The 17782-nt window shown below is 70.2% G+C and carries 21 protein-coding genes and 1 pseudogene; 14 read left to right on the top strand and 8 right to left on the bottom strand.

Annotated features, from left to right (window positions below; translation table 11 throughout):
* The first annotated feature begins 4 nt into the window (after positions 1-4).
* The 3 genes from AB0K15_RS13390 to AB0K15_RS13380 are packed head-to-tail and all read left to right on the top strand — an operon-like array spanning position 5 to position 2681.
* Complete coding sequence (locus AB0K15_RS13390) at positions 5-808, top strand: ABC transporter ATP-binding protein (protein ID WP_364049912.1); 804 nt, start codon at positions 5-7, stop codon at positions 806-808.
* On the top strand, positions 805-2130 hold the full coding sequence (locus tag AB0K15_RS13385; RefSeq protein ID WP_364049100.1) for a hypothetical protein: 1326 nt from the start codon (positions 805-807) through the stop codon (positions 2128-2130). The genes AB0K15_RS13390 and AB0K15_RS13385 overlap by 4 nt, the downstream gene beginning before the upstream one ends.
* Positions 2127-2681 carry a hypothetical protein gene (locus AB0K15_RS13380; protein WP_364049098.1) on the top strand — a complete coding sequence of 185 codons (555 nt, stop codon included), beginning with the start codon at positions 2127-2129 and terminating at the stop codon, positions 2679-2681. The genes AB0K15_RS13385 and AB0K15_RS13380 overlap by 4 nt, the downstream gene beginning before the upstream one ends.
* A 70-nt stretch (positions 2682-2751) precedes the next feature.
* On the opposite strand, the gene pip is transcribed toward AB0K15_RS13380, so the two are convergent.
* The gene (gene pip, locus AB0K15_RS13375; protein WP_364049096.1) at positions 2752-3723 is read right to left on the bottom strand and encodes a prolyl aminopeptidase; all 972 of its coding nucleotides are present in this window, start codon (positions 3721-3723) and stop codon (positions 2752-2754) included.
* Between the two features lie 6 nt (positions 3724-3729).
* On the opposite strand from pip, the gene AB0K15_RS13370 reads away from it, so the two are divergent.
* Together AB0K15_RS13370 and AB0K15_RS13365 are read left to right on the top strand one after the other, a co-directional pair.
* The gene (locus tag AB0K15_RS13370) at positions 3730-4197 is read left to right on the top strand and encodes a carboxylesterase family protein (RefSeq protein ID WP_364049094.1); all 468 of its coding nucleotides are present in this window, start codon (positions 3730-3732) and stop codon (positions 4195-4197) included.
* Positions 4113-4298, top strand: a pseudogene (locus AB0K15_RS13365) (carboxylesterase family protein); the annotation flags it as partial. The gene AB0K15_RS13370 and the pseudogene AB0K15_RS13365, both read left to right, overlap by 85 nt.
* A gap of 107 nt (positions 4299-4405) precedes the next feature.
* Here the strand turns inward: AB0K15_RS13365 and AB0K15_RS13360 are convergent.
* Genes AB0K15_RS13360 through efeU form a run of 4 tightly spaced genes read right to left on the bottom strand, consistent with a single transcriptional unit; the run spans position 4406 to position 8103 of the window.
* On the bottom strand, positions 4406-4816 hold the full coding sequence (locus AB0K15_RS13360) for a PPOX class F420-dependent oxidoreductase (protein WP_360593992.1): 411 nt from the start codon (positions 4814-4816) through the stop codon (positions 4406-4408).
* Positions 4817-4850: 34 nt separating this feature from the next.
* Positions 4851-6110 carry an iron uptake transporter deferrochelatase/peroxidase subunit gene (efeB, locus tag AB0K15_RS13355; protein WP_364049091.1) on the bottom strand — a complete coding sequence of 420 codons (1260 nt, stop codon included), beginning with the start codon at positions 6108-6110 and terminating at the stop codon, positions 4851-4853.
* Positions 6107-7258 carry an iron uptake system protein EfeO gene (gene efeO, locus AB0K15_RS13350; RefSeq protein WP_364049089.1) on the bottom strand — a complete coding sequence of 384 codons (1152 nt, stop codon included), beginning with the start codon at positions 7256-7258 and terminating at the stop codon, positions 6107-6109. The genes efeB and efeO overlap by 4 nt, the downstream gene beginning before the upstream one ends.
* Positions 7255-8103 (bottom strand): iron uptake transporter permease EfeU, encoded by an 849-nt coding sequence (gene efeU, locus AB0K15_RS13345; RefSeq protein ID WP_364049087.1) that lies wholly within the window; start codon positions 8101-8103, stop codon positions 7255-7257. The genes efeO and efeU overlap by 4 nt, the downstream gene beginning before the upstream one ends.
* A 437-nt stretch (positions 8104-8540) precedes the next feature.
* Here efeU and AB0K15_RS13340 point away from each other — a divergent pair, with 437 nt between their 5' ends.
* Positions 8541-9257 carry a murein transglycosylase gene (locus AB0K15_RS13340; protein WP_364049910.1) on the top strand — a complete coding sequence of 239 codons (717 nt, stop codon included), beginning with the start codon at positions 8541-8543 and terminating at the stop codon, positions 9255-9257.
* Between the two features lie 8 nt (positions 9258-9265).
* Here AB0K15_RS13340 and AB0K15_RS13335 read toward each other — a convergent pair whose 3' ends face one another.
* Together AB0K15_RS13335 and AB0K15_RS13330 are read right to left on the bottom strand one after the other, a co-directional pair.
* Positions 9266-9457: a hypothetical protein gene (locus tag AB0K15_RS13335; RefSeq protein ID WP_364049085.1), complete on the bottom strand. Its 192-nt coding sequence runs from the start codon at positions 9455-9457 to the stop codon at positions 9266-9268.
* 161 nt (positions 9458-9618) lie between these two features.
* A complete protein-coding gene (locus AB0K15_RS13330; RefSeq protein WP_220244278.1) occupies positions 9619-10020 on the bottom strand; it encodes a tetratricopeptide repeat protein in 402 nt (133 codons plus the stop codon).
* Between the two features lie 72 nt (positions 10021-10092).
* On the opposite strand from AB0K15_RS13330, the gene AB0K15_RS13325 reads away from it, so the two are divergent.
* The 6 genes from AB0K15_RS13325 (at position 10093) to AB0K15_RS13300 (ending at position 14238) form a co-directional block, all read left to right on the top strand.
* A complete protein-coding gene (locus tag AB0K15_RS13325) occupies positions 10093-10563 on the top strand; it encodes a VOC family protein (RefSeq protein ID WP_364049082.1) in 471 nt (156 codons plus the stop codon).
* A gap of 99 nt (positions 10564-10662) precedes the next feature.
* The gene (eno, locus tag AB0K15_RS13320; protein ID WP_220244276.1) at positions 10663-11949 is read left to right on the top strand and encodes a phosphopyruvate hydratase; all 1287 of its coding nucleotides are present in this window, start codon (positions 10663-10665) and stop codon (positions 11947-11949) included.
* Between the two features lie 232 nt (positions 11950-12181).
* On the top strand, positions 12182-12544 hold the full coding sequence (locus AB0K15_RS13315; protein ID WP_364049080.1) for a septum formation initiator family protein: 363 nt from the start codon (positions 12182-12184) through the stop codon (positions 12542-12544).
* A 115-nt stretch (positions 12545-12659) separates the two neighbouring features.
* Positions 12660-13151, top strand: a complete 492-nt coding sequence (locus tag AB0K15_RS13310) for a DUF2975 domain-containing protein (RefSeq protein WP_364049078.1) — start codon at positions 12660-12662, stop codon at positions 13149-13151.
* Positions 13151-13432 carry a helix-turn-helix transcriptional regulator gene (locus AB0K15_RS13305; protein WP_364049076.1) on the top strand — a complete coding sequence of 94 codons (282 nt, stop codon included), beginning with the start codon at positions 13151-13153 and terminating at the stop codon, positions 13430-13432. The genes AB0K15_RS13310 and AB0K15_RS13305 overlap by 1 nt, the downstream gene beginning before the upstream one ends.
* Positions 13433-13704: 272 nt before the next feature.
* A complete protein-coding gene (locus AB0K15_RS13300) occupies positions 13705-14238 on the top strand; it encodes a DUF501 domain-containing protein (protein ID WP_364049074.1) in 534 nt (177 codons plus the stop codon).
* Between the two features lie 99 nt (positions 14239-14337).
* On the opposite strand, the gene AB0K15_RS13295 is transcribed toward AB0K15_RS13300, so the two are convergent.
* Complete coding sequence (locus AB0K15_RS13295; RefSeq protein WP_364049072.1) at positions 14338-15408, bottom strand: hypothetical protein; 1071 nt, start codon at positions 15406-15408, stop codon at positions 14338-14340.
* A gap of 177 nt (positions 15409-15585) precedes the next feature.
* Between AB0K15_RS13295 and AB0K15_RS13290 the strand changes: the two genes are divergently transcribed.
* Both AB0K15_RS13290 and AB0K15_RS13285 read left to right on the top strand, forming a co-directional pair.
* Positions 15586-16644, top strand: coding sequence for a lytic murein transglycosylase (locus AB0K15_RS13290; protein WP_364049070.1), 1059 nt, complete (start codon positions 15586-15588; stop codon positions 16642-16644).
* A 24-nt stretch (positions 16645-16668) separates the two neighbouring features.
* Positions 16669-17622: a Ppx/GppA phosphatase family protein gene (locus tag AB0K15_RS13285; protein WP_364049068.1), complete on the top strand. Its 954-nt coding sequence runs from the start codon at positions 16669-16671 to the stop codon at positions 17620-17622.
* Positions 17623-17782 lie beyond the last annotated feature (160 nt).

Below are 17782 nucleotides of genomic sequence, written 5' to 3'. Positions count from 1 at the left end.
GGACATGCGGGCAGTCGAAGCCGCGGAGGTCGCTCCGTCGACCTATGCCTGGGAAATCCAGGCGGAAGCGCTGAAAGTACGGGTGGGGCGGCGAAAAATGGCCGTCGACGGCCTGGATCTGTCTCTGGGCAAGGGAGTCCACGGCCTGCTCGGGCCCAATGGGGCCGGCAAGACCACGCTGATCAGGGCACTGGCGACGGTGCTCCGGCCGGCGGAAGGCGGGCTGGCGTTGCTCGGTGAGTCGGTCGGGGGACACATCGACCAGCGCCGCCTGCGCCGGCGGATCGGCTACCTGCCGCAGACGTTCGGCTACTACAAGCGGTTCACGGTGCGTGAGTTCGTCGAGTACCTGGCGTGGCTGAAAGAGATGTCCAAAAAGGACATCCCCGCCGCCGTGCAGCGCGCGATCGAACGTGTGGGCCTCGCGGACCGCGCCGACGACAAGCTCAAAACCCTCTCGGGCGGCATGGTCCGCCGCGTCGGCATCGCGCAGGCCATCGTGAACGACCCGCAGATCTTGCTGCTCGACGAGCCCACCGCGGGCCTCGACCCGGCGCAACGCGTGCGGTTCCGCGAGCTCATGGCGCAGCTCGGGCAGGACGCGTGTGTCGTCGTGTCGACGCACCTGGTGGAAGACGTCGCCACGGCGTGCACCGACGTGGTGCTGTTCGCCGAGGGCAAGCTCGTCTTCCAGGGCACGCCCGACCAGCTGGCCGCCGCGGGCACGCCCGAGGACATCGGCGACAGCCCCATCGAGCGTGGCTACTCGGCGCTGCTCAACCACGACCGGGGGAGGGGTTCCTGGTGAGCGTGCTGCGCACCGAGGCGCGGCGGACGATCGCGCCCTGGCTCGTGTTCGTGCTCCTGGCCGTCGGGCTGGGGTTCTTCTTCCTGTTCAGTGGGCCGTGGTGGAAGAACGCCAGCGCCTGGGACCTGCAGTGGACGCCGTCGATCCTGTGGTCGCGCTACCTGCTTTCCCTGCTGTGGCCCATCATCGTGTGCGGCGCTGCGCTGCAGGGGATGCGCGACCGGCGGTCCGGAATGGAGGAGCTGCTGGCCACGACCCCGCTGCCCGTCGCGCGGCGCACGGCGAAGATCGGGCTCGTGATCGGACTGTCCGCTGTGGCCGGTTACCTCGTGATCGTCGCGGTCGGGCTCGGGCAGGTGATCGCGAACGACGGGATGTTCACCTTCACGTGGGTGCTGCCGTTGCTGGTCGGCGTGGCCTCGGTCGTGGCAGGCGCTGCCGTCGGGCTTGCCGTCGGGCGGCTGCTGCCGCACCCGCTGACGGCTCCCGCCGCCGGGGTCGTGGCGCTGGTGGTGGGTGTGTTTCTGCAGGTGGGAGGGGTGCGCGGGAGTGCCGTGCAGCAAACGGTGCCGAACCGGATCGCGCTGCTCTCGCCCGCGGGTGGGCAGCCGTACAGCGCGTTCGTGGACCCGGTTGTTTCGGTGTCGGTCGGTCAGCTGTGCTGGCTACTCGGACTGGCTGCGACGGGATTCCTGGTGCTGGCGGTCCGGCGCTGGTTCGCCGTGCTGCCGGCCCTCGTCGGGCTGGCCGTCGCCATCCCGATCTTCCCGGCTACGGTGACCGACAACTTCGTCGACAACCCCAGCGCCGCCGCGCCCGTGTGCGAAGGTTCGGTGTGCGTCACCACTCTGCACGCCGATTGGCTGTCCACTGTGTCCGGACCGGGCAAGGACGCCCTGGCCCTGCTGGCAAAGCTGCCTTCCGCACCGACGCGCGTCGTCGAAACGACGACACCGGAGAACATCGCCCACGGCCCCGGCGACCCGTCCGCGCTCGTCGTCCGCCGCGACGACTCCGAACTGCGTGACGTCTCCGGCCGCGACCTCGAGTACGAGCTCCTCGCGACAGCCCCCTTCTGCTCCGGCCCGCCGACCGCCACGAAGGCGCGCTACATCATCGCCGCCTGGCTTCTCGGCGACCCGGGCGATCCGCCCCACGCCGGCGTCTACGGTTCCTGGCTGACCACGCCGATGCACGACGTGGGGGCGCAATTGCGCGCCCTGCCCGCTGCCGAGCAGCTCGCGCGCGTCTCCGCCGCGTACCAGGCTCAGCAGACCTGCTCCGGTGACCCGTACGCGTTGCTGACCGGGGCGTCGCGATGAGGTGGCTGACGCTCTACGCCCGCTCACGCCGCCTGCCGGTGTCTCTCGCGGCGCTGGTCCTGTGCCCGCTCGTGATCCGGATCCTGGCCGGCGCCGACTGGTCCGTGCTGTTCGCCTCGCTGGCCCTCGGCGCGGCCGTCGCCGTCGCGGCCACCGGGCTCTCGGGCCAGGACGTGGACCTCGACCGCACCGCTGCCTTCGGCTGGTTCCCGCGGCGGCTCGTGCACCTGGTGCTGGTGGGCGTCGTGGCGGTCGGCGTGTTGCTCCTCGTGCGCGCCTCGGCCGTCCCGGCCCCCGTGATCCTGCGCGACGGCCTCGGCCTCGTCGGCCTGGCGGGCCTGGCCGCGTTCGCCTTCGGCGGCCAGTTCGGGTGGACGCTGCCCTTGCTGTGGCTCGTGCTCGCGCTCTTCGCGCCGCCCGATCCGGTGGGGCTGTTCCACGTGCTGGCGTGGCCCTTGCAGCCCTCGGACGTCGCGGTGTCGTGGTGGCTAGCGGGCGGACTGTTCGTGCTGGGCGCGGGGGTGTACTCGGCGGTGGGGGCGCGCCGCTGACCTGGGGGACCGCCGGTTGTCGTACTCGCACGAGGGGCGGGTACGGCAACCGGTGCTGTGGTTCTGCCGATCAATGGTCGCGAGCGAAGCGATCGGTGGCGGCGATGATCGCCGCCGTCATGCTGCCGCCGCCGTGGCCGGTGTCTTCGAGAACCACCAGCTCGCTTCCAGGCCAGGCCCGGTGCAGCTCCAAGGCGGTGCTGAGCGGACCGCTCACGTCGTAGCGCCCGTGGATCAACACGGCGGGAATCCCGTGGAGCCGTTCGATGTCACGCAGCAGCTGCCCGTCGTCCAGAAAACAGCCGTGGGACCAGTAGTGGGTGACGATGCGGGCGAAGGCCAGCTGAAACGCTGGGTCCGCGACCGACAGGAACGGTGCGGCGTCGGGGGCCAGCGACATGTGCGTGTCCTCCCACTCGCACCACGCGCGTGCGGCCTCGGCGCGGACCTCCGGGTCGGGGTCGTGGAGCAGCCGGCTGTAGGCGGCTGACAGGTCGCCGTCGCGTTCGGCGGCGGGCACGCCGTCGCGGAACCGTTCCCACTCGCGCGGGAAAACGCGGCCCATGTCCCGCGTGATCCAGTCAGTCTCGCTCCGGTTGCCGTTGGTGACGGCCGCGAGCACCAATTCGGTCACCCGCTCCGGGTAGGCCTGCGCGTAGGCGAGAGCGAGGGTGACGCCCCACGAGCCGCCCCACACGAGCCAGCGCTCGATTCCCAGGTGGGCCCGCAGCGCCTCGATGTCGGCGACGAGGTGCTGGGTGGTGTTCGCGGACAGGTCGACGACCGGGTCGGTCGCCGAAGGGGTGCTGCGTCCGGAGTTGCGCTGGTCGAACTGCACCACGCGGTAGCGGTCCGGGTCGAACAGGCTCCGTGTTCCCGGAGAGCTCCCCGAGCCGGGACCGCCGTGCAGCACGACGGCCGGCTTCCCGCCAGGGTTGCCCGACACCTCCCAGTACAGCGCATGGCCGTCTCCGACCCCCAGCATGCCTGACTCGTGTGGCTCGGTCGACGGATAACGCCCGTCCTCGGATTTGCTCGCCATGCAGGCATGATCGCGCACCGGTGCGTGGCGCTCCACCAGTTTCCGGTCAGTCGCACCGATTGGACAGGCCCGCTAGCGGCCGCGTTCGGCGGGGATCCGAACAACCTGACCATCTTCGGCGAGTCGGCCGGGGGGATGTCGGCGTGCGCGAAGCTGACCTCGCCGCCGGCCCGCGGCCTGGTCGACAAAGCGATCATGTCCTCCGGGCCGTGCCGGCTCAGCCGGCCGGTGCGCTGTTCCCGGGCGCGCCGGCGGACCGGCCTTACACGTCGCTGCGGCAGGACCAGGCCGACGGCGTCGAGGCCGCGCACGGCATCGGCTGCCAGAGTGACGAACTGGCGTGGATGCGCGGCAAACCGGCGGATCCCGGCGCCGCCAACGTCAACGGCATCAACGTCCCCGGGTTCTCCCCGGGCGCCGCGCACGCGTCCGACCTGCCGTACCTGTTCGACCTGGGCGGGCTCGACCTGCTGAAAACCCAGCCCCAGCAGGACCTGGCGGCGAGCATGAAAGCGTACTGGACCACGTTCGCCCGCACCGGTGACCCGGACCACGCCGGCGCACCGAGGTGGCCCGCCGGCACGGCGCACGGGCGGCTCCGGCTGGTGCCCGACCGGATCCGGCCGGTGGACGCGGCGGCCGAGCACCAGTGCGGGTTCTGGCGACGATCCGGTAGCGGCCTTTACACGTTGCGGTTGTTCGGCTTCATCTCCAACGGCGGCACATCACCGTCGTCGATGCCCATGCTGATGATGCGCTCCGGGTGGAGCCGGATGACCGCGCCGTCGAGGTGGCCGTCCGGGGCAAACACGTCGGTCAGCACCTCCGCGCGGCCGCGGATCTCCAGGCAGCGCACGCGCATCGGGTTCAGCGACGGCCGGTCGTCCACCACGAAGGCGGCCCGGCCGTTGGCGGCGACGTTGCGGTACTTGCGGCTCTGCGTCAGGTGGTAGCCGGTGATGTCGATGGCCTGGGCCTCGGCGTTGTAGGTGAAGCCCACGGGGCTGACCTGCAGGGTCCCGTTCGGCTGCTGGGTGGCGAGCCGGCCGAGACCCTGCGTGGCGAGGTAGTCGAGTTCTGCTGAGGTGAACATGCACTCCACCGTGCAAGTTCAACCCCACTTGAAGTCAAGCGAACAGGCCGTCGCCCCAGTTCGAGGTGGGGGTCAGGCCCGGCGGAACCGCGAAGTGCGCCGAACCCGTGTGCTGCACGTACTCCATCATCGCGTCCTTCGACGACAGCGCCTGCTGCATCGGCACGTACTGCTTGCGCGTATCCCGGTTGAAGGCCAGGAAGAACAGGCCGGCTTCGAGGTGGCCGACGCCGTCGGAACCGTCGACGAAGTTGTAGCCGCGGCGCAGGATCCGGGTCCCGTTCAACGTCTGGTGCGAAGCCAGCCGGATGTGCGCGTCGTCGGCGATCAGGGGCACGCCGCCCTCGCCGCGGACGCCGAGGTCGACGTCGTCGAACTCCGCCGTCTGGCCCAGCGGCGCCCCGGAACCCTTGGTGCGGCCGATGATCTGCTCCTGGCCCTCCAGCGGTTCGCGGTCCCACGTCTCGATGTGCATCCGGATCCGCCGCGCCACGAGGTACGAGCCGCCGGCCATCCAGGCCTGACCGTCGCCGGCCGTGGCCCACACCTCGTCGCGCAGGAAATCGGTGTCCTCGGACTTGATGTTGTTGGTGCCGTCCTTGAAGCCGAACAGGTTGCGCGGCGTGGCCTGCTCGCGCGACGTCGACGCGCTGCGCCCGAAGCCGAGCTGCGACCAGCGCACCTCCGTGACGCCGAAGCCGAGCCGCGCGAGGTTGCGCACGGCGTGCACGGCGACCTGCGGGTCGTTGGCGCACGCCTGGATGCACAGGTCACCGCCGGTGCGCGCGGGGTCGAGCTTGTCCTTCGGGAACAGCGGCAGGTCGATCAGCTGCGCCGGCCGCTTCGCCGCCAGGCCGAACCGGCCGTCGAACAGCGACGGACCGAAGCCGATCGTCAACGTCAGGTCGGACGCGGGCAGATCCAGCGCCTCGCCCGTGTCGCCCGGCGGTGCTTCGGCCGCGCCGCCGACGGCGCCGTTTGGCACGACCTCCTGCCCGGCCGTCATCCGCCGCGCCGCGGAAGTCCACGTGCGCAGCAGCTGCCGCAGCTCGCCGACGTCGGTCGTCGTCACGTCGAACGCGGCGAAGTGCAAGTTCTGCTGGGTCGGCGTGACGATGCCGGCCTGGTGCTCGCCGTGGAAGTCCACAGTGGTCACCGCGGCCTGCGCGGTGGAACCGCCGCCGATCCTGTCGATGCCGACCCCGGCCGCCGCCCCCGCGCCGGCCAGGGCGACCCCCGCTCCCGCCAGGCCGAACAGCTTCCGGCGAGAAACGCGGGTGCCCTCTTCACTCACTTCGACACAACCTCCGCGACCTTGCTCAGCGGCTCGCTCAGCGCGTCGACCGCCGAGGCGAACGCCTTGATCTCGTCCTGCGACAGCTGGTTGTAGTACTTGAACCCGTCACCCACGCGCGTCTTGTCCAGCAGCGACTGCACGTTGGCGAACTGCTTGTCCAGAGTGGACACCAGGGCCGGGTCGCGCTCCTGCAGGATCGGGCGCAGCGAAGCGATCGCGCCCTTCGAACCGTCCACGTTGGCCTGGAAGTCCCACAGGTCCGTGTGCGAGAAGGTCTCTTCCTCGCCGGTGATCTTGCCGGTGGCGACCTCGTCGAGCAGGCCCTTGGCGCCGTTGGCGAGGTCGAGCGCGCTCAGCTGCAGCGTCTTGGTCTTGGTGACCAGGTCCTTGACGTCGGTGAGCAGCTTGTCGGCGACCTGCGAGCTGTCGGGCTGCAGTCCGGTGACCCACAGGTCCTTCTCCAGCCGGTGGAAACCGGTGAACTGCTGGCCCGACTCGAGGTCGGCCTCACGCACGTCGATCAGCGGGTCGAGGTCGCCGAACTTCTCGGCGACGGGCTCGATGCGCTCGTAGTACACGCGCGTGGTGGCGTACTCGGACTTGGCCTCGTCGACCTTGCCGGCCTTGACGAGGTCGACGAACTTCTGCGTCTCCGTCTCGAGCGCGGCGGTGTTGTTGGCGACGTAGGTGGCGTAGCTCTTGGTGGCTTCGGCCTTCTGCGCGTCGGTGTCGGTCTGCTTCTGCGCGCCGCCGGTGACGGTGAAGTCGCCGCGGATGCCGTTGCCGACCATGCCGGGCTTGCACGCCGTCTGGTACTTGCCGGCCTCGGGGACCTCGACGATGAGCCGGCGGTTGAGGCCGGGGGCGATGTTCTCGACCTCGCCCATGATCCGGTCGCCCTCGGCGTAGAGGTAGAACTCGGTGACCTTGGTGCCCTTGTTGGTGATCTCGAACGTCACGTTGCCCGCGTTGGCGGTGTTCACGGCGACGGCGCACGTGCTGTCGGAAGCCTCGACCTTGATCGGGCCCGCGGCGCCGGAGCCGCTCGACGCGGAATCGGTGCTGTCACACGCGGACAGGGCCACGAGGGCGCCGACTCCGGCCAGCACGGCCAGCGGGGTTCTGGGGGACAGAGGCACGGTCACTCCTTGGCAGCGGCCGCAGCGGCTTCAGCCGTGACGGTTTTCTTCTTGGTGGGCTTGAGGAAGAGCGGGAGCACGATCACCACGTAGGCGACCCACGCGATCGCCTGCAGCACGGTGGTCTGCTGCGAGTAGTTGAAGATCCCCTTGAGCAGCGCGCCGTACCACGAGGTTTCCGGCAGCGAGCTCGACGCGTCGAACGCGAGGGTGGTCAAGCCCGGGATGAAGCCGGCTTCCTGCAGGTCGTGCAAGCCGTAGCCGAGCACCCCGGCGGCGACGAACACCAGCAGCACGCCGGTGACGGTGAAGAACTTCGCGAGGTTGAACCGCACGGCGCCGCGGTAGAGCAGGTACGCGATCACGATCGCGGCGGCGATGCCGACCACGAAGCCGATGAGCGGCTGGATCGTGTCCGACTGCGCGGTCTGCACGGCGGAGTAGAAGAACACGGCCGTTTCGAGGCCTTCGCGGCCGACGGCGAGGAACGACAGCAGCAGCACGGCGGCGGGGCCGACGTTGAGCGCGTCCTCCATCTTGCCGCGCAGCTCCGCGGCCATCTGCTTGGACGCCTTGCGCATCCAGAAGATCATCGCCGTGACGAACGCGACCGCGACGATCGAGAGGCTGCCGCCGAGCAGCTCCTGGTGCTCGAAGCTCAGCTGCGCCGTGCTGTAGGTCAGGATCGCGCCGACGGCGACCGACAGCAGCACTGCCGCGCCCACGCCCGGCCACACGAACTTCAGCGCGTGGCGCCGGTCCGTCTTCACCAGGAACGCCACCAGGATGCTGACCACGAGGGCGGCCTCGAGCCCTTCGCGCAACCCGATGAGCGCGCTCGAAAACACCACTGCTCAGCCCTCCTCCGCATACCTGACCTGATGTTTTTAGGTAAGCCTTGCCTGTAAGTCCAGAGGAGCGTACGCCCGAGGCCGTCTCCGCGATCGGGCAAATCGGACTACCCGGTCGGGTTAGGTTAGGGTAACCGCAGGTCAGCGAGGTGAGCGGCGGATCCATAACGAATTGTGTGACGTGGGCGGCCGGGGCTGGGAGTTAACCGTCCGCTTGCCTTTGGCGAGACGGAACGGCCGCGGGGAGTGTTCGTTCGGAGCCGGGCCGTGTACGGGCTGGAGGACCTCCGAGCCGCCGCGTGGCGTTCGGGTTCGTGATCACCCGATGTGGCGTCACGCGAAGGTGGGAGAAGTAACCTGTCCGGGTGGCCGATACCACTCAGACGACGTCTCCGCCTCGCCGCTACGTCAGCCGGATCGCGTTGTCGCTGGGGCTGGTGCTCACGGGGATCGTGCTGGTGGTGACGATCGGGGTGCGCGACCCGGCTCCTTCGGCCGCTCCGCCCGCTCCTGCTGCTGCGACGTCGTCGTTCTCGGTGCCCCCGCAGCGCCCCCAATCGGGTGCTTCGGCGCCGCGCGCCGGCTTGGCCGCCCCACCCGACCGCCCGACGGAATCGGACCAGGCCGAACTGGATGCGTGGGCCGCTCGCGTGGCGGGCAAGACCCAGCTGTCCGCCCGGGTTCTCGCCGCGTACGGCCGCGCGGAAATGTGGATGCGCCGCCAGAAGCCGGCCTGCCACCTGTCCTGGGCGACTCTCGCGGGCATCGGCCACCTGGCCACGCCTTCCCTGGCGGTGTCTTCCTCGGGCGACGTGACGCCCGCTGTCGTCGGCGCTTCCGTGGGCGCGGACACCGACTCCGGCGCCCTGGACGGTGACCGCAAGGCCGACCACGAGCTCGGCCCGCTGCACTTCACGCCGGCGACGTGGAAGAAGTACGCCGAACGCGCCAACGGTGACGGCAAACCCGCCAACCCCCAGAACATCGACGACGCCGCCTTCACGGCCGCTCGCTACCTCTGCTCCGGCGGCGACGACCTCGGCACCCCCTCGGGCTGGTGGCGCGCGATGCTGTTCTACAACTCTTCGGTGGACTACGTGCAGAGCGTGTTCTCGGCCGCGGACTCCTACGCCGCGGCGAGCGTCGCGCCCTGACCCGCGCCTCAGGCGTGCGCGGTGATCCGCGTGCCCTTGAGGGCCTTGGCCTGACGCGGCGCGGCGGGCGAAGCGGCGGCGGCGCGCTTGCGGCGGCCGGCCGGGAACCGCGCGTCCAGCTCGACGATCACCGGCGAGAGCGCCGCCAGCAGCAGGACGGCAAGGCCGGCGTAGACGGCGATGAAGGTGAAGACGTTCATCTCGAGCTCCTCGGGTCGTTCTCCGTGATGACTCAAGGTTCGCTCGTGAAGGGGGTCCGCCGGATCAGCCGACCGGCCGAGCGGTGGCGCCGAACGGCCACACCCGCGGAACGGCTGACCAGCCGAAAGTCCGAGCCTGAACGCGGAGCCCGAACCGGGCGTCAGCGATCCTGCAAGGTGATCCGCGCCGTCACTTCCGCGATCGCCTCCAGGTACTCCGGCACGGGGTTCATCGCCGAAGCCATCCGCAGTTGCGCCAGCGCCTCGGCCAATCGGCCGAGGCGCTGGAGGGTCCGTCCGAGGACGAAGCGGGCGTAGTGATCCGTCGGATCCAGCTCGAGGACTCGCGTGAACGCGCGCTCCGCCCGGCGCAGCTGCGCGGAATGGAAGTACGCGCGGCCCGCGAGGAGCTGGACGCTCGGTTTGTCCGTCTCGTCGAGCAGGGGTTCGAGCGCCTTGAGCGCGTCGAGCGGGCGGTGGCGTTCGACCAGATCCTCGGCCTGGCGGAAGGCGCGGAAACGGTCTTCGCCGGTGGGCTCTGGTGCTGCTGCGGCGTCCGTCATGGTCACTCCGACGATACCGCTCCGGAGGGGCTCGCACGAGGCGGCGGACGGGTCGTGGTGAACTGTCCTGCCATGAGCAGCGGACAGGAACCCGGCTACCTGGGCCTGGCGCCCTACCTCTACTACACCGACGCGACGGCGGCGCTGGAGTGGCTGACCAGGGTCTTCGGCTTCCGGGAGGAAGTTCGGTTCGAGGACGCGTCCGGGGAGGTCTTCCAGGCGACGCTCTGCGCGGGCACCGGAACGGTCCAGCTCGCCGGCGTGGGTCCCGAATACTGGGCGGCCAAAGGCGTCGAGGGACCGGTCGGGCAGCTCAACATCATCTACGTGACCGACGTCGACGCGCAGTACGAGCGCGTGCGTTCGGCGCTGGGCGAGGACGCCGAGCCGGAGCCGCCGCAGGACCAGCCGTACGGCGCGCGCGTCTTCACGGTGGCCGACCCCGGGGGCAACAGCTGGACGTTCTGGCAGCAGACGTCGGAGACCGTCGAGCTGCCGTCCGGGTGGCGCGAAGTGCGGCCGGAGGGCTCGGAAGGCCACTGACGGGCACTGTGCGGAACGGCCGTGCCTCCAACGGGTGAAAGCCGCGGACAGCTACTCTGGGCGGCGTCACCGCAGGCACGACCCACTGAGGAGCATGGCGTGGCTCTCATCGAGCAGGTAGGCGCGCGCGAGATTCTGGACTCGCGTGGCAACCCGACCGTCGAGGTGGAGGTGGCGCTCGACGACGGCACGCTGGCGCGGGCCGCTGTCCCGTCGGGTGCGTCCACCGGCGAGCACGAAGCAGTCGAGCTGCGTGACGGGGACACCGGCCGCTACAACGGCAAGGGCGTGGAGCGCGCGGTCGCCGCGGTGCTCGACGAGATCGGTCCGGACCTGGTGGGCGTCGACGCCGTGGACCAGCGGATCGTCGACCAGAAGCTCGTGGACCTCGACGGCACGCCCGCGAAGTCGCGCTTGGGCGCCAACGCGATCCTCGGCGTTTCGCTGGCCGTCGCGAAGGCCGCCGCCGAGTCGGCCGAGCTGGAGCTCTTCCGCTACCTGGGCGGGCCGAACGCGCACGTGCTGCCCGTGCCGATGCTCAACATCCTCAACGGTGGCGCCCACGCCGACACCGACGTGGACATCCAGGAGTTCATGATCGCGCCGATCGGCGCCGAGTCGTTCCGCGAGGCGCTGCGCTGGGGCACCGAGGTCTACCACGCGCTCAAGGGCGTGCTGAAGGGCCGCGGGCTGTCCACCGGCCTCGGCGACGAGGGCGGCTTCGCCCCGAGCCTGGGCAACAACCGCGAGGCGCTCGACCTGATCCTGCAGGCGATCGAGAAGGCCGGCTACGCGCCGGGCCGCGACGTCGCGCTCGCGCTCGACGTGGCCGCCACCGAGTTCTTCGCCGATGGCGCCTACACGTTCGAGGGCACCAAGCGCAGCGCCGAGCAGATGTCGGCCTACTACGCCGAACTGCTGCGCGACTACCCGCTCGTGTCCATCGAGGACCCGCTGAGCGAGGACGACTGGGACGGCTGGGTCCAGCTGACCGCCGAGGTCGGCGACAAGGTCCAGCTCGTGGGCGACGACCTGTTCGTCACCAACCCGGACCGCCTCGAGGAGGGCATCACCCGCCGCGCCGCCAACGCGCTGCTGGTGAAGGTGAACCAGATCGGCACGCTGTCGGAGACGCTGGACGCGGTTTCGCTGGCCACGTCGTACGGCTACAAGTCGATGATGAGCCACCGCTCCGGCGAGACCGAGGACACGTTCATCGCGGACCTCGCGGTCGCGACCGGCGTCGGGCAGATCAAGACGGGCGCCCCGGCGCGCGGCGAGCGGATCGCGAAGTACAACCAGCTCCTGCGCATCGAGGAGACGCTGGCGGACGCCGCGCGCTACGCCGGCGACCTCGCCTTCCCGCGGTTCACCGCGGAGGCCTGAGGGTTCCATGGCCGACCGGGGGAGGGCGCGCAGCCGTCGCGGCGCTACCGGCGCCGGGTCCACGCGGGCCCGGCGCGCTGAGGCAGGTGGGTCCACGCGGGCCCGGCGCCCCGCGTCGGCCCGGCGCCGCTCTGTGTCTTCAGGCGCTTCTGGTGCTTCGGAGACGACGAGGGCTCGGCTGCGCCGTGGCCTCGCGGCGAAACGCGCGTCCGGCGCGGCCAAGGTGCTCGGCATGTCGACCACCCGGCGCGCGGCTGTGGTGGCGATCGTCGTGTGTGCGCTGGCGTTCACCGTCGCGGTGCCGCTGCGGACGTACCTCAGCCAGCGGTCGGAAGTGCGTGACCAGGAGGCGCAGCAGGCCCAGCTGCAGAAGGAAGTCGACGTTCTGCGTGATCGCAAGGCCCAGCTCAGCGACCCGGCGCAGATCGAGGCGGAGGCCCGCCGGCGCCTGCGGTACGTGAAGCCGGGGGAGACGCCGTACATGGTGCAGCTGCCGGAGGACCAGCCTTCCGCGCCGCCGCCCGCGGCCAACCCGGCGGCGGTTCCGCAGGGGTCTTGGTACGAGAAGCTGTGGAACTCGGTTTCCGGCGGGTGAGTTCTTGGTTTGGGTTGAGCGGCGGGGTGCCTTCGGGTGCCCCGTCGTTTTTCTTCTTGTCTTACCTATCGAAAATCGATAGATTCCCATCGTAACTCGATGGGAGGATGGCCCTGTGGGAAAGCTGGCAGTGAACGCACTGCGCGCGGTGCTCGCGGTGGTGCTCACCGGAACCGCGCTGATCCAGGTGCTGATGGTGTGGGTGCTCGTCACCGGCAGCGACCCGGAGGACGGGACGCTGCCGCTGACCGCGCTGCGCCTCGTCACGATCGTGGGCCTGGTGACGGTGCAGGTCGCCGTGGTCTGCGTGTGGCGGCTGGTGGCGATGGTGCGCCGCGGCACGGTGTTCTCGCCCGCCGCCTTCCGCTACGTCGACACCGTCATCGGCGCGATCGTCGGGGCGGCCCTCGTGTGGTTCACGGTCACGGCCATCAACGCCCCCGGCCAGCGCGACGACCCCGGCGTCACCCTCATCATGGGCGGGATCGGCGTGGCCATCCTGGGCGTCGCGCTCATCGTGCTGGTGCTCCGGATGCTCCTGGCCCAGGCCGTCGCCCGCGACGTCGAGGCGACGCAACTGCAGGCCGAGCTCGACGAGGTGATCTGATGCCCATCGCCGTCGACATCGACGTGATGCTGGCCCGGCGGAAGATGTCGGTGGGCGAGCTCGCGGACCGCGTCGGGATCACCCCGGCGAACCTGGCGGTGCTGAAGAACGGCCGCGCGAAGGCGGTGCGTTTTGCGACGCTGGCGGCGCTTTGCGAGGTGCTGGAGTGTCAGCCGGGGGATTTACTGCGGTGGGAAGCGGACGACACGGGGGCCGACAGTGCCGCCGAGGGTGAGGTGCCTCGGGTGGGTGTGAAAACGCCTGGTGTCGGCGGGTTGTGATCCGGCACGCGGATGGTGCGGGCGCGCCGTAACGCCTGGCTCGTCGGCGCCCTAGCCGTGTTTGAGCACGAATCGGATGGCGCGCCTGGACCACAGGCGACCCTCCCCAAGGGGGGCGTCCCCGTCCCATTCCACCGGCGGGGGCCGACGAAAACGGCGGTCGAGGCCGTCGGGGGCCGAGTTGTCCACAGGGGAACCGAGTTGTGGATAAGTCGGGGGTTCAGGCGGAGGTGGCGGCCGGGCCGGTCGTCGGCGGCACTAACCTGGGTGGCGTGAACAGCAGCAACAGCAGCACGGAAACCCCCCGCTTCGAGCCGGTCACCGATGCCGACCGGGAGATCATCAGGGAGCAGCTCGGGCGTCCGCCGCGCGCGTTGCGGGCCGTGGCGGCGCGGTGTCCGAGCGGGCACCCGTCGGTGGTGCAGACGAGCCCGCGGCTCGAAAACGGCACCCCGTTCCCCACGCTCTACTACTTGACGTGCCCACGGCTGACGTCGCTCGTCGGCACGCTGGAGGCGTCCGGCGTGATGAAGGAGATGACCGCACGGCTCGAGACCGACCCGGAGCTCGCCGCGGCGTACCTGCGCACGCACGAGACCTACCTCGCCGAGCGCGACGCCATCGAGTCCCTCGGCACGCAGGTCACCGCCGGCGGCATGCCGGGGCGCGTGAAGTGCCTCCACGTCCACCTCGCCCACACCCTCGCCGCCGGCCCGGGCGTCAATCCGTTCGGCGACGAGACCCTCGCCTGGCTCCACACCCAGGGCTGGCCGTCGGGCGAGTGCGCCGCCGCCGAAGAGGGGTAACGCTCCCGTCTCGTGTGCAGATAGTCCGGACAGGCGGGCAGTTACTGCATCTGTGGGTTCCCGTATGGGTGACCCGCCGCCAAGCTGGGTACGGAATCTTCACACGACGTAGGCAACCATCGGGCTTACCACCGGGTGACCCCGAGGAGGGTTCGGACCATGCGGGCGCCACGCGGACTCGGGCACATCGCCCGAAAGCTCCGCAATGGACCCCACAGCGACGCCACCCGCGCCTCGGCGCCGGCCGAAGCCGAGGCGAACGATGTGGACGGTCGCGACCACAACCTCGACGTGGACGCCACGGACCTCGACCAGCCCGGCGATGCTCCAGAAGCTCGGTCTGAACAGGACGACCCGACTGACGAGGGTCGCACAGCTCGGGACGCCGAGGCCCTCGCCAGCACCAGCGAAGCCGAAGCTGCCGACGCTGAAGCAGTAGACGGAGCCCACGGGATTGGGGCCGACGCAGCGACTGCAGCAGCCGAGGCAACGGAAGCCGTGCGCGCCCCCGCCGACGAAGTCGCCCGTGCCGAGGCGGCCGAAGCCGAAACGCTCAGCGAAGCCGCAGCGCAATCCGAAGCGGTCGAAGTCGCCCACGCCGAGCCAGGCGAAGCGGCTCCGATCGACTCGGGCCAGGGTGAAGGGGTTCGAGCCGAAGTGCTCGGCGAAGCCGCGGCCCAATCCGAAGGGGCCGCAGCTGCCCGCGCCGAGCCAGGCGAAGCGGTCCTGACCGAGCTGTGCGAGGGCGAAGGTGCCCGTACCGAGGCGGCCGAAGCCGAAACGTTCGGCGAAGTCGCAGCCCAATCCGAAGGGGCCGCAGCTGCCCGCGCCGACGTAAGCGACGTAGCTCCGGCCGAGGCGGGCGAAGCCGAAGCTGAGGCGGAAGCCCAGGTTGGCGAGGTTCGAGGCGAAGCCGCCGGTGAAGCCCAGGCTGCGGAGATTGAAGCCGATGCCACCACTGAAGTCGGCGATGGAGCTGAAGCAGAGGCTGAAGCGGAAGCGGGCCAAGAAGGTCAGGGCGAAGCTGGAGTCATTGCCGAAGCGGGCGAAGCCGGAGAAGCGGGTGAAGCGGGTCAAGGCGAAGCCGGAGCCACCGCCGAAGTAAGCGAAGCCGGCGAAGCAGAAACAGCAGAAACAGCAGAAACAGACCCCGAAGCCGAAGCAGGTCAAGGCGAAGCAACCGAAGCCCAAAACCGACCCCGCCGCTGGTCAAGGCCGGACCAAGTCTCGGCGGGGCGTGGGCCGAGAAGGCTGCGTGTCGCGACGCGGAAAGTTCGGTACCGCGGCCGAACGGTCACGGCCAGGCACCGGAACGTCGTCTCCGTCTCCGTCGGGATCTTGGCCGTCGTGCCGGCGATTGCCGCGACGCTGGCGATCGGGGCCTGGACGGCCGGCCTGCCGACGACCCACACCAAAGACGTGGCGCTCGAACAGGGTTACGACCCGCAGAACCCCCAGGTGGAAAAGGTCGCCGTGGACGGGAGCCTGCCCGAGTCGCCGGTGCCGTTGCCGTTGCCCGCGTACGAGTTGCCCAACGGGCCCCTCGGCATCCCCGCCACCGCGCTGGCCGCGTATCACAACGCGGCCGACATCCTGGCCCACGAGCAGCCGAACTGCCACATCGACTGGGCGCTGGTCGCCAGCATCGGGCGGATCGAGTCCAACCACGCGCGCGGTGGGTACGTCGACGCGGCGGGCACGGCGCTCGAACCGATCCTCGGCCCGGAGCTCAACGGGAGCGGGCCCTTCGCGGCGATCCCCGACACCGACGGCGGCGCGCTGGACCACGACACCGTCTGGGACCGCGCGGTGGGGCCGGCGCAGTTCATCCCCGCGACGTGGCGCCAGTACGCGTCCGACGGGAACGGCGACGGCACCGCCGACCCGGAGAACCTCTTCGACGCCTCGCTCGCCACGGCGCGTTACCTCTGCTCCGGCGGCCTGGACGTCGCGAACCCGGACCAGCTGCGCACGGCCATCTACCGCTACAACAACTCCGACGTCTACGTGAACACCGTCATCCTCTGGGCCGAGGCCTACCGCAACGGCGTCGCGCCGCTGCCGGACAGCCAGATTCCCGTCGGCGCGCCCAACGCGGGCGTCAACCCGCCGCCGCCGGCCGTGCCGCCACCACCGGTGTCGAGTACGCCGCCGAGTGGGCCGCCGCAGACGTCGTTGCCGCCGAGCGGAAGCACGAGCAGCAGCACGTCGACGGACACCACGACCAGCACGCCGACCTGCGAATCCAGTACGACAGCCGACAGCACACCGCCGAGCACCACGACCACGACGACGACCACCCCGAGCCTCCCGCCATGCGGCCAAGAGAGCTCCACACCGCCCGACGACAGCAGCACGACAGACAGCACGACAGACAGCACGACGAGCAACGCCCCAGCGTCCTGACCTCGACCCAGTAAGGTCGACGCCATGCCTCGTGTAGCCGCGATCGACTGTGGGACCAACTCCATCCGCCTGCTCGTCGCCGAGCTGACGCCGCGCCACGACGGCACGGTGGACCTGCGCGACCTGCACCGCGAGATGCGCATCGTGCGCCTCGGCCAAGGCGTCGACGCCACCGGCCGCCTGGCGCCCGAAGCGCTCGAACGCACCCGCGTCGCCCTCGCCGACTACACGATCGCCGCCCGTCGGAAAGGCGTCGAAAAAGTAAGGATGGTCGCCACCTCGGCCACCAGGGACGCCAGTAACCGCGACGAGTTCTTCGCCATGACGCGCGAGACGCTCGGCGTCGAGGCCGAGGTGATCAGCGGTGACGAGGAAGCGCGGCTGTCCTTCACCGGCGCGGTCGGGGAGCAGGACCCGGACGACGGTCCCTTCGTGGTCGTCGACGTCGGCGGCGGCTCGACCGAGCTGGTCCTGGGCACGTGGGACGGGCAGCGCGCCGAGGTGCTCGCCGCGAAGTCAGTGGACATCGGCTGCGTCCGCATCACCGAGCGCGCCCTCACGCAGGATCCGCCCACCGCGGACGAGATCACCGAGGCGAAGCAGCTCGCCGAGACCATCCTCCAGGAGGCGTTCGACGTCGTCGACGTGGCCAAGGCCAAGACGTGGATCGGGGTCGCCGGCACGGTGACCACGTTGTCAGCGATCGCCCAGGAGCTGCCCGAGTACGACTCGGAGCGCACGCACCTGTCGAAGCTCTCCCACGCCCAGATCGACAGCCTCGCGACGAGCCTGCTGGCGGCCGACCGGGCCACCCGCGCGGCCAACCCGGTGATCCATCCGGGCAGGATGGACGTGATCGGCGGGGGTGCGGTGATCGTCCAGGTGCTGGCCGAGCAGCTCGCGAAACGCGGTGGTCCGGACCAGCTGATCGTGAGCGAACACGACATCCTCGACGGAATCGCGCTCTCTCTCGCCTGAGCGGAGCAGCGTGGGCACGCTGGGTGATCATTAATACCTTGGTAGTGCTCTGCCAGGGTGTAGGAAAAGGTTGTCACTCTTTTGCAACCGAGTGATCTGGTTACAAACCCCCACCGCCCGCTAACGTCCATCTCACTTTTCGGGAACACGAGATGGAGGG

This window comes from Amycolatopsis sp. NPDC049253 (assembly GCF_040678995.1).
GTDB lineage: Bacteria > Actinomycetota > Actinomycetes > Mycobacteriales > Pseudonocardiaceae > Amycolatopsis.
Note: the sequence above shows the minus strand (reverse complement) of the source record. Positions and strands in the feature narration are given on the sequence as shown.

What these genes read in the sequence shown, in the direction of transcription:
- AB0K15_RS13390 (WP_364049912.1), top strand. Translation starts at nt 5, where the DNA reads ATGCGGGCAGTCGAAGCCGCGGAGGTCGCTCCGTCGACCTATGCCTGG.
- AB0K15_RS13380 (WP_364049098.1), top strand. Translation starts at nt 2,127, where the DNA reads ATGAGGTGGCTGACGCTCTACGCCCGCTCACGCCGCCTGCCGGTGTCT.
- pip (WP_364049096.1), bottom strand. Translation starts at nt 3,723, where the DNA reads ATGGCGAGCAAATCCGAGGACGGGCGTTATCCGTCGACCGAGCCACAC.
- AB0K15_RS13370 (WP_364049094.1), top strand. Translation starts at nt 3,730, where the DNA reads ATGATCGCGCACCGGTGCGTGGCGCTCCACCAGTTTCCGGTCAGTCGC.
- AB0K15_RS13360 (WP_360593992.1), bottom strand. Translation starts at nt 4,816, where the DNA reads ATGTTCACCTCAGCAGAACTCGACTACCTCGCCACGCAGGGTCTCGGC.
- AB0K15_RS13335 (WP_364049085.1), bottom strand. Translation starts at nt 9,457, where the DNA reads ATGAACGTCTTCACCTTCATCGCCGTCTACGCCGGCCTTGCCGTCCTG.
- AB0K15_RS13330 (WP_220244278.1), bottom strand. Translation starts at nt 10,020, where the DNA reads ATGACGGACGCCGCAGCAGCACCAGAGCCCACCGGCGAAGACCGTTTC.
- AB0K15_RS13325 (WP_364049082.1), top strand. Translation starts at nt 10,093, where the DNA reads ATGAGCAGCGGACAGGAACCCGGCTACCTGGGCCTGGCGCCCTACCTC.
- AB0K15_RS13315 (WP_364049080.1), top strand. Translation starts at nt 12,182, where the DNA reads ATGTCGACCACCCGGCGCGCGGCTGTGGTGGCGATCGTCGTGTGTGCG.
- AB0K15_RS13305 (WP_364049076.1), top strand. Translation starts at nt 13,151, where the DNA reads ATGCCCATCGCCGTCGACATCGACGTGATGCTGGCCCGGCGGAAGATG.
- AB0K15_RS13285 (WP_364049068.1), top strand. Translation starts at nt 16,669, where the DNA reads ATGCCTCGTGTAGCCGCGATCGACTGTGGGACCAACTCCATCCGCCTG.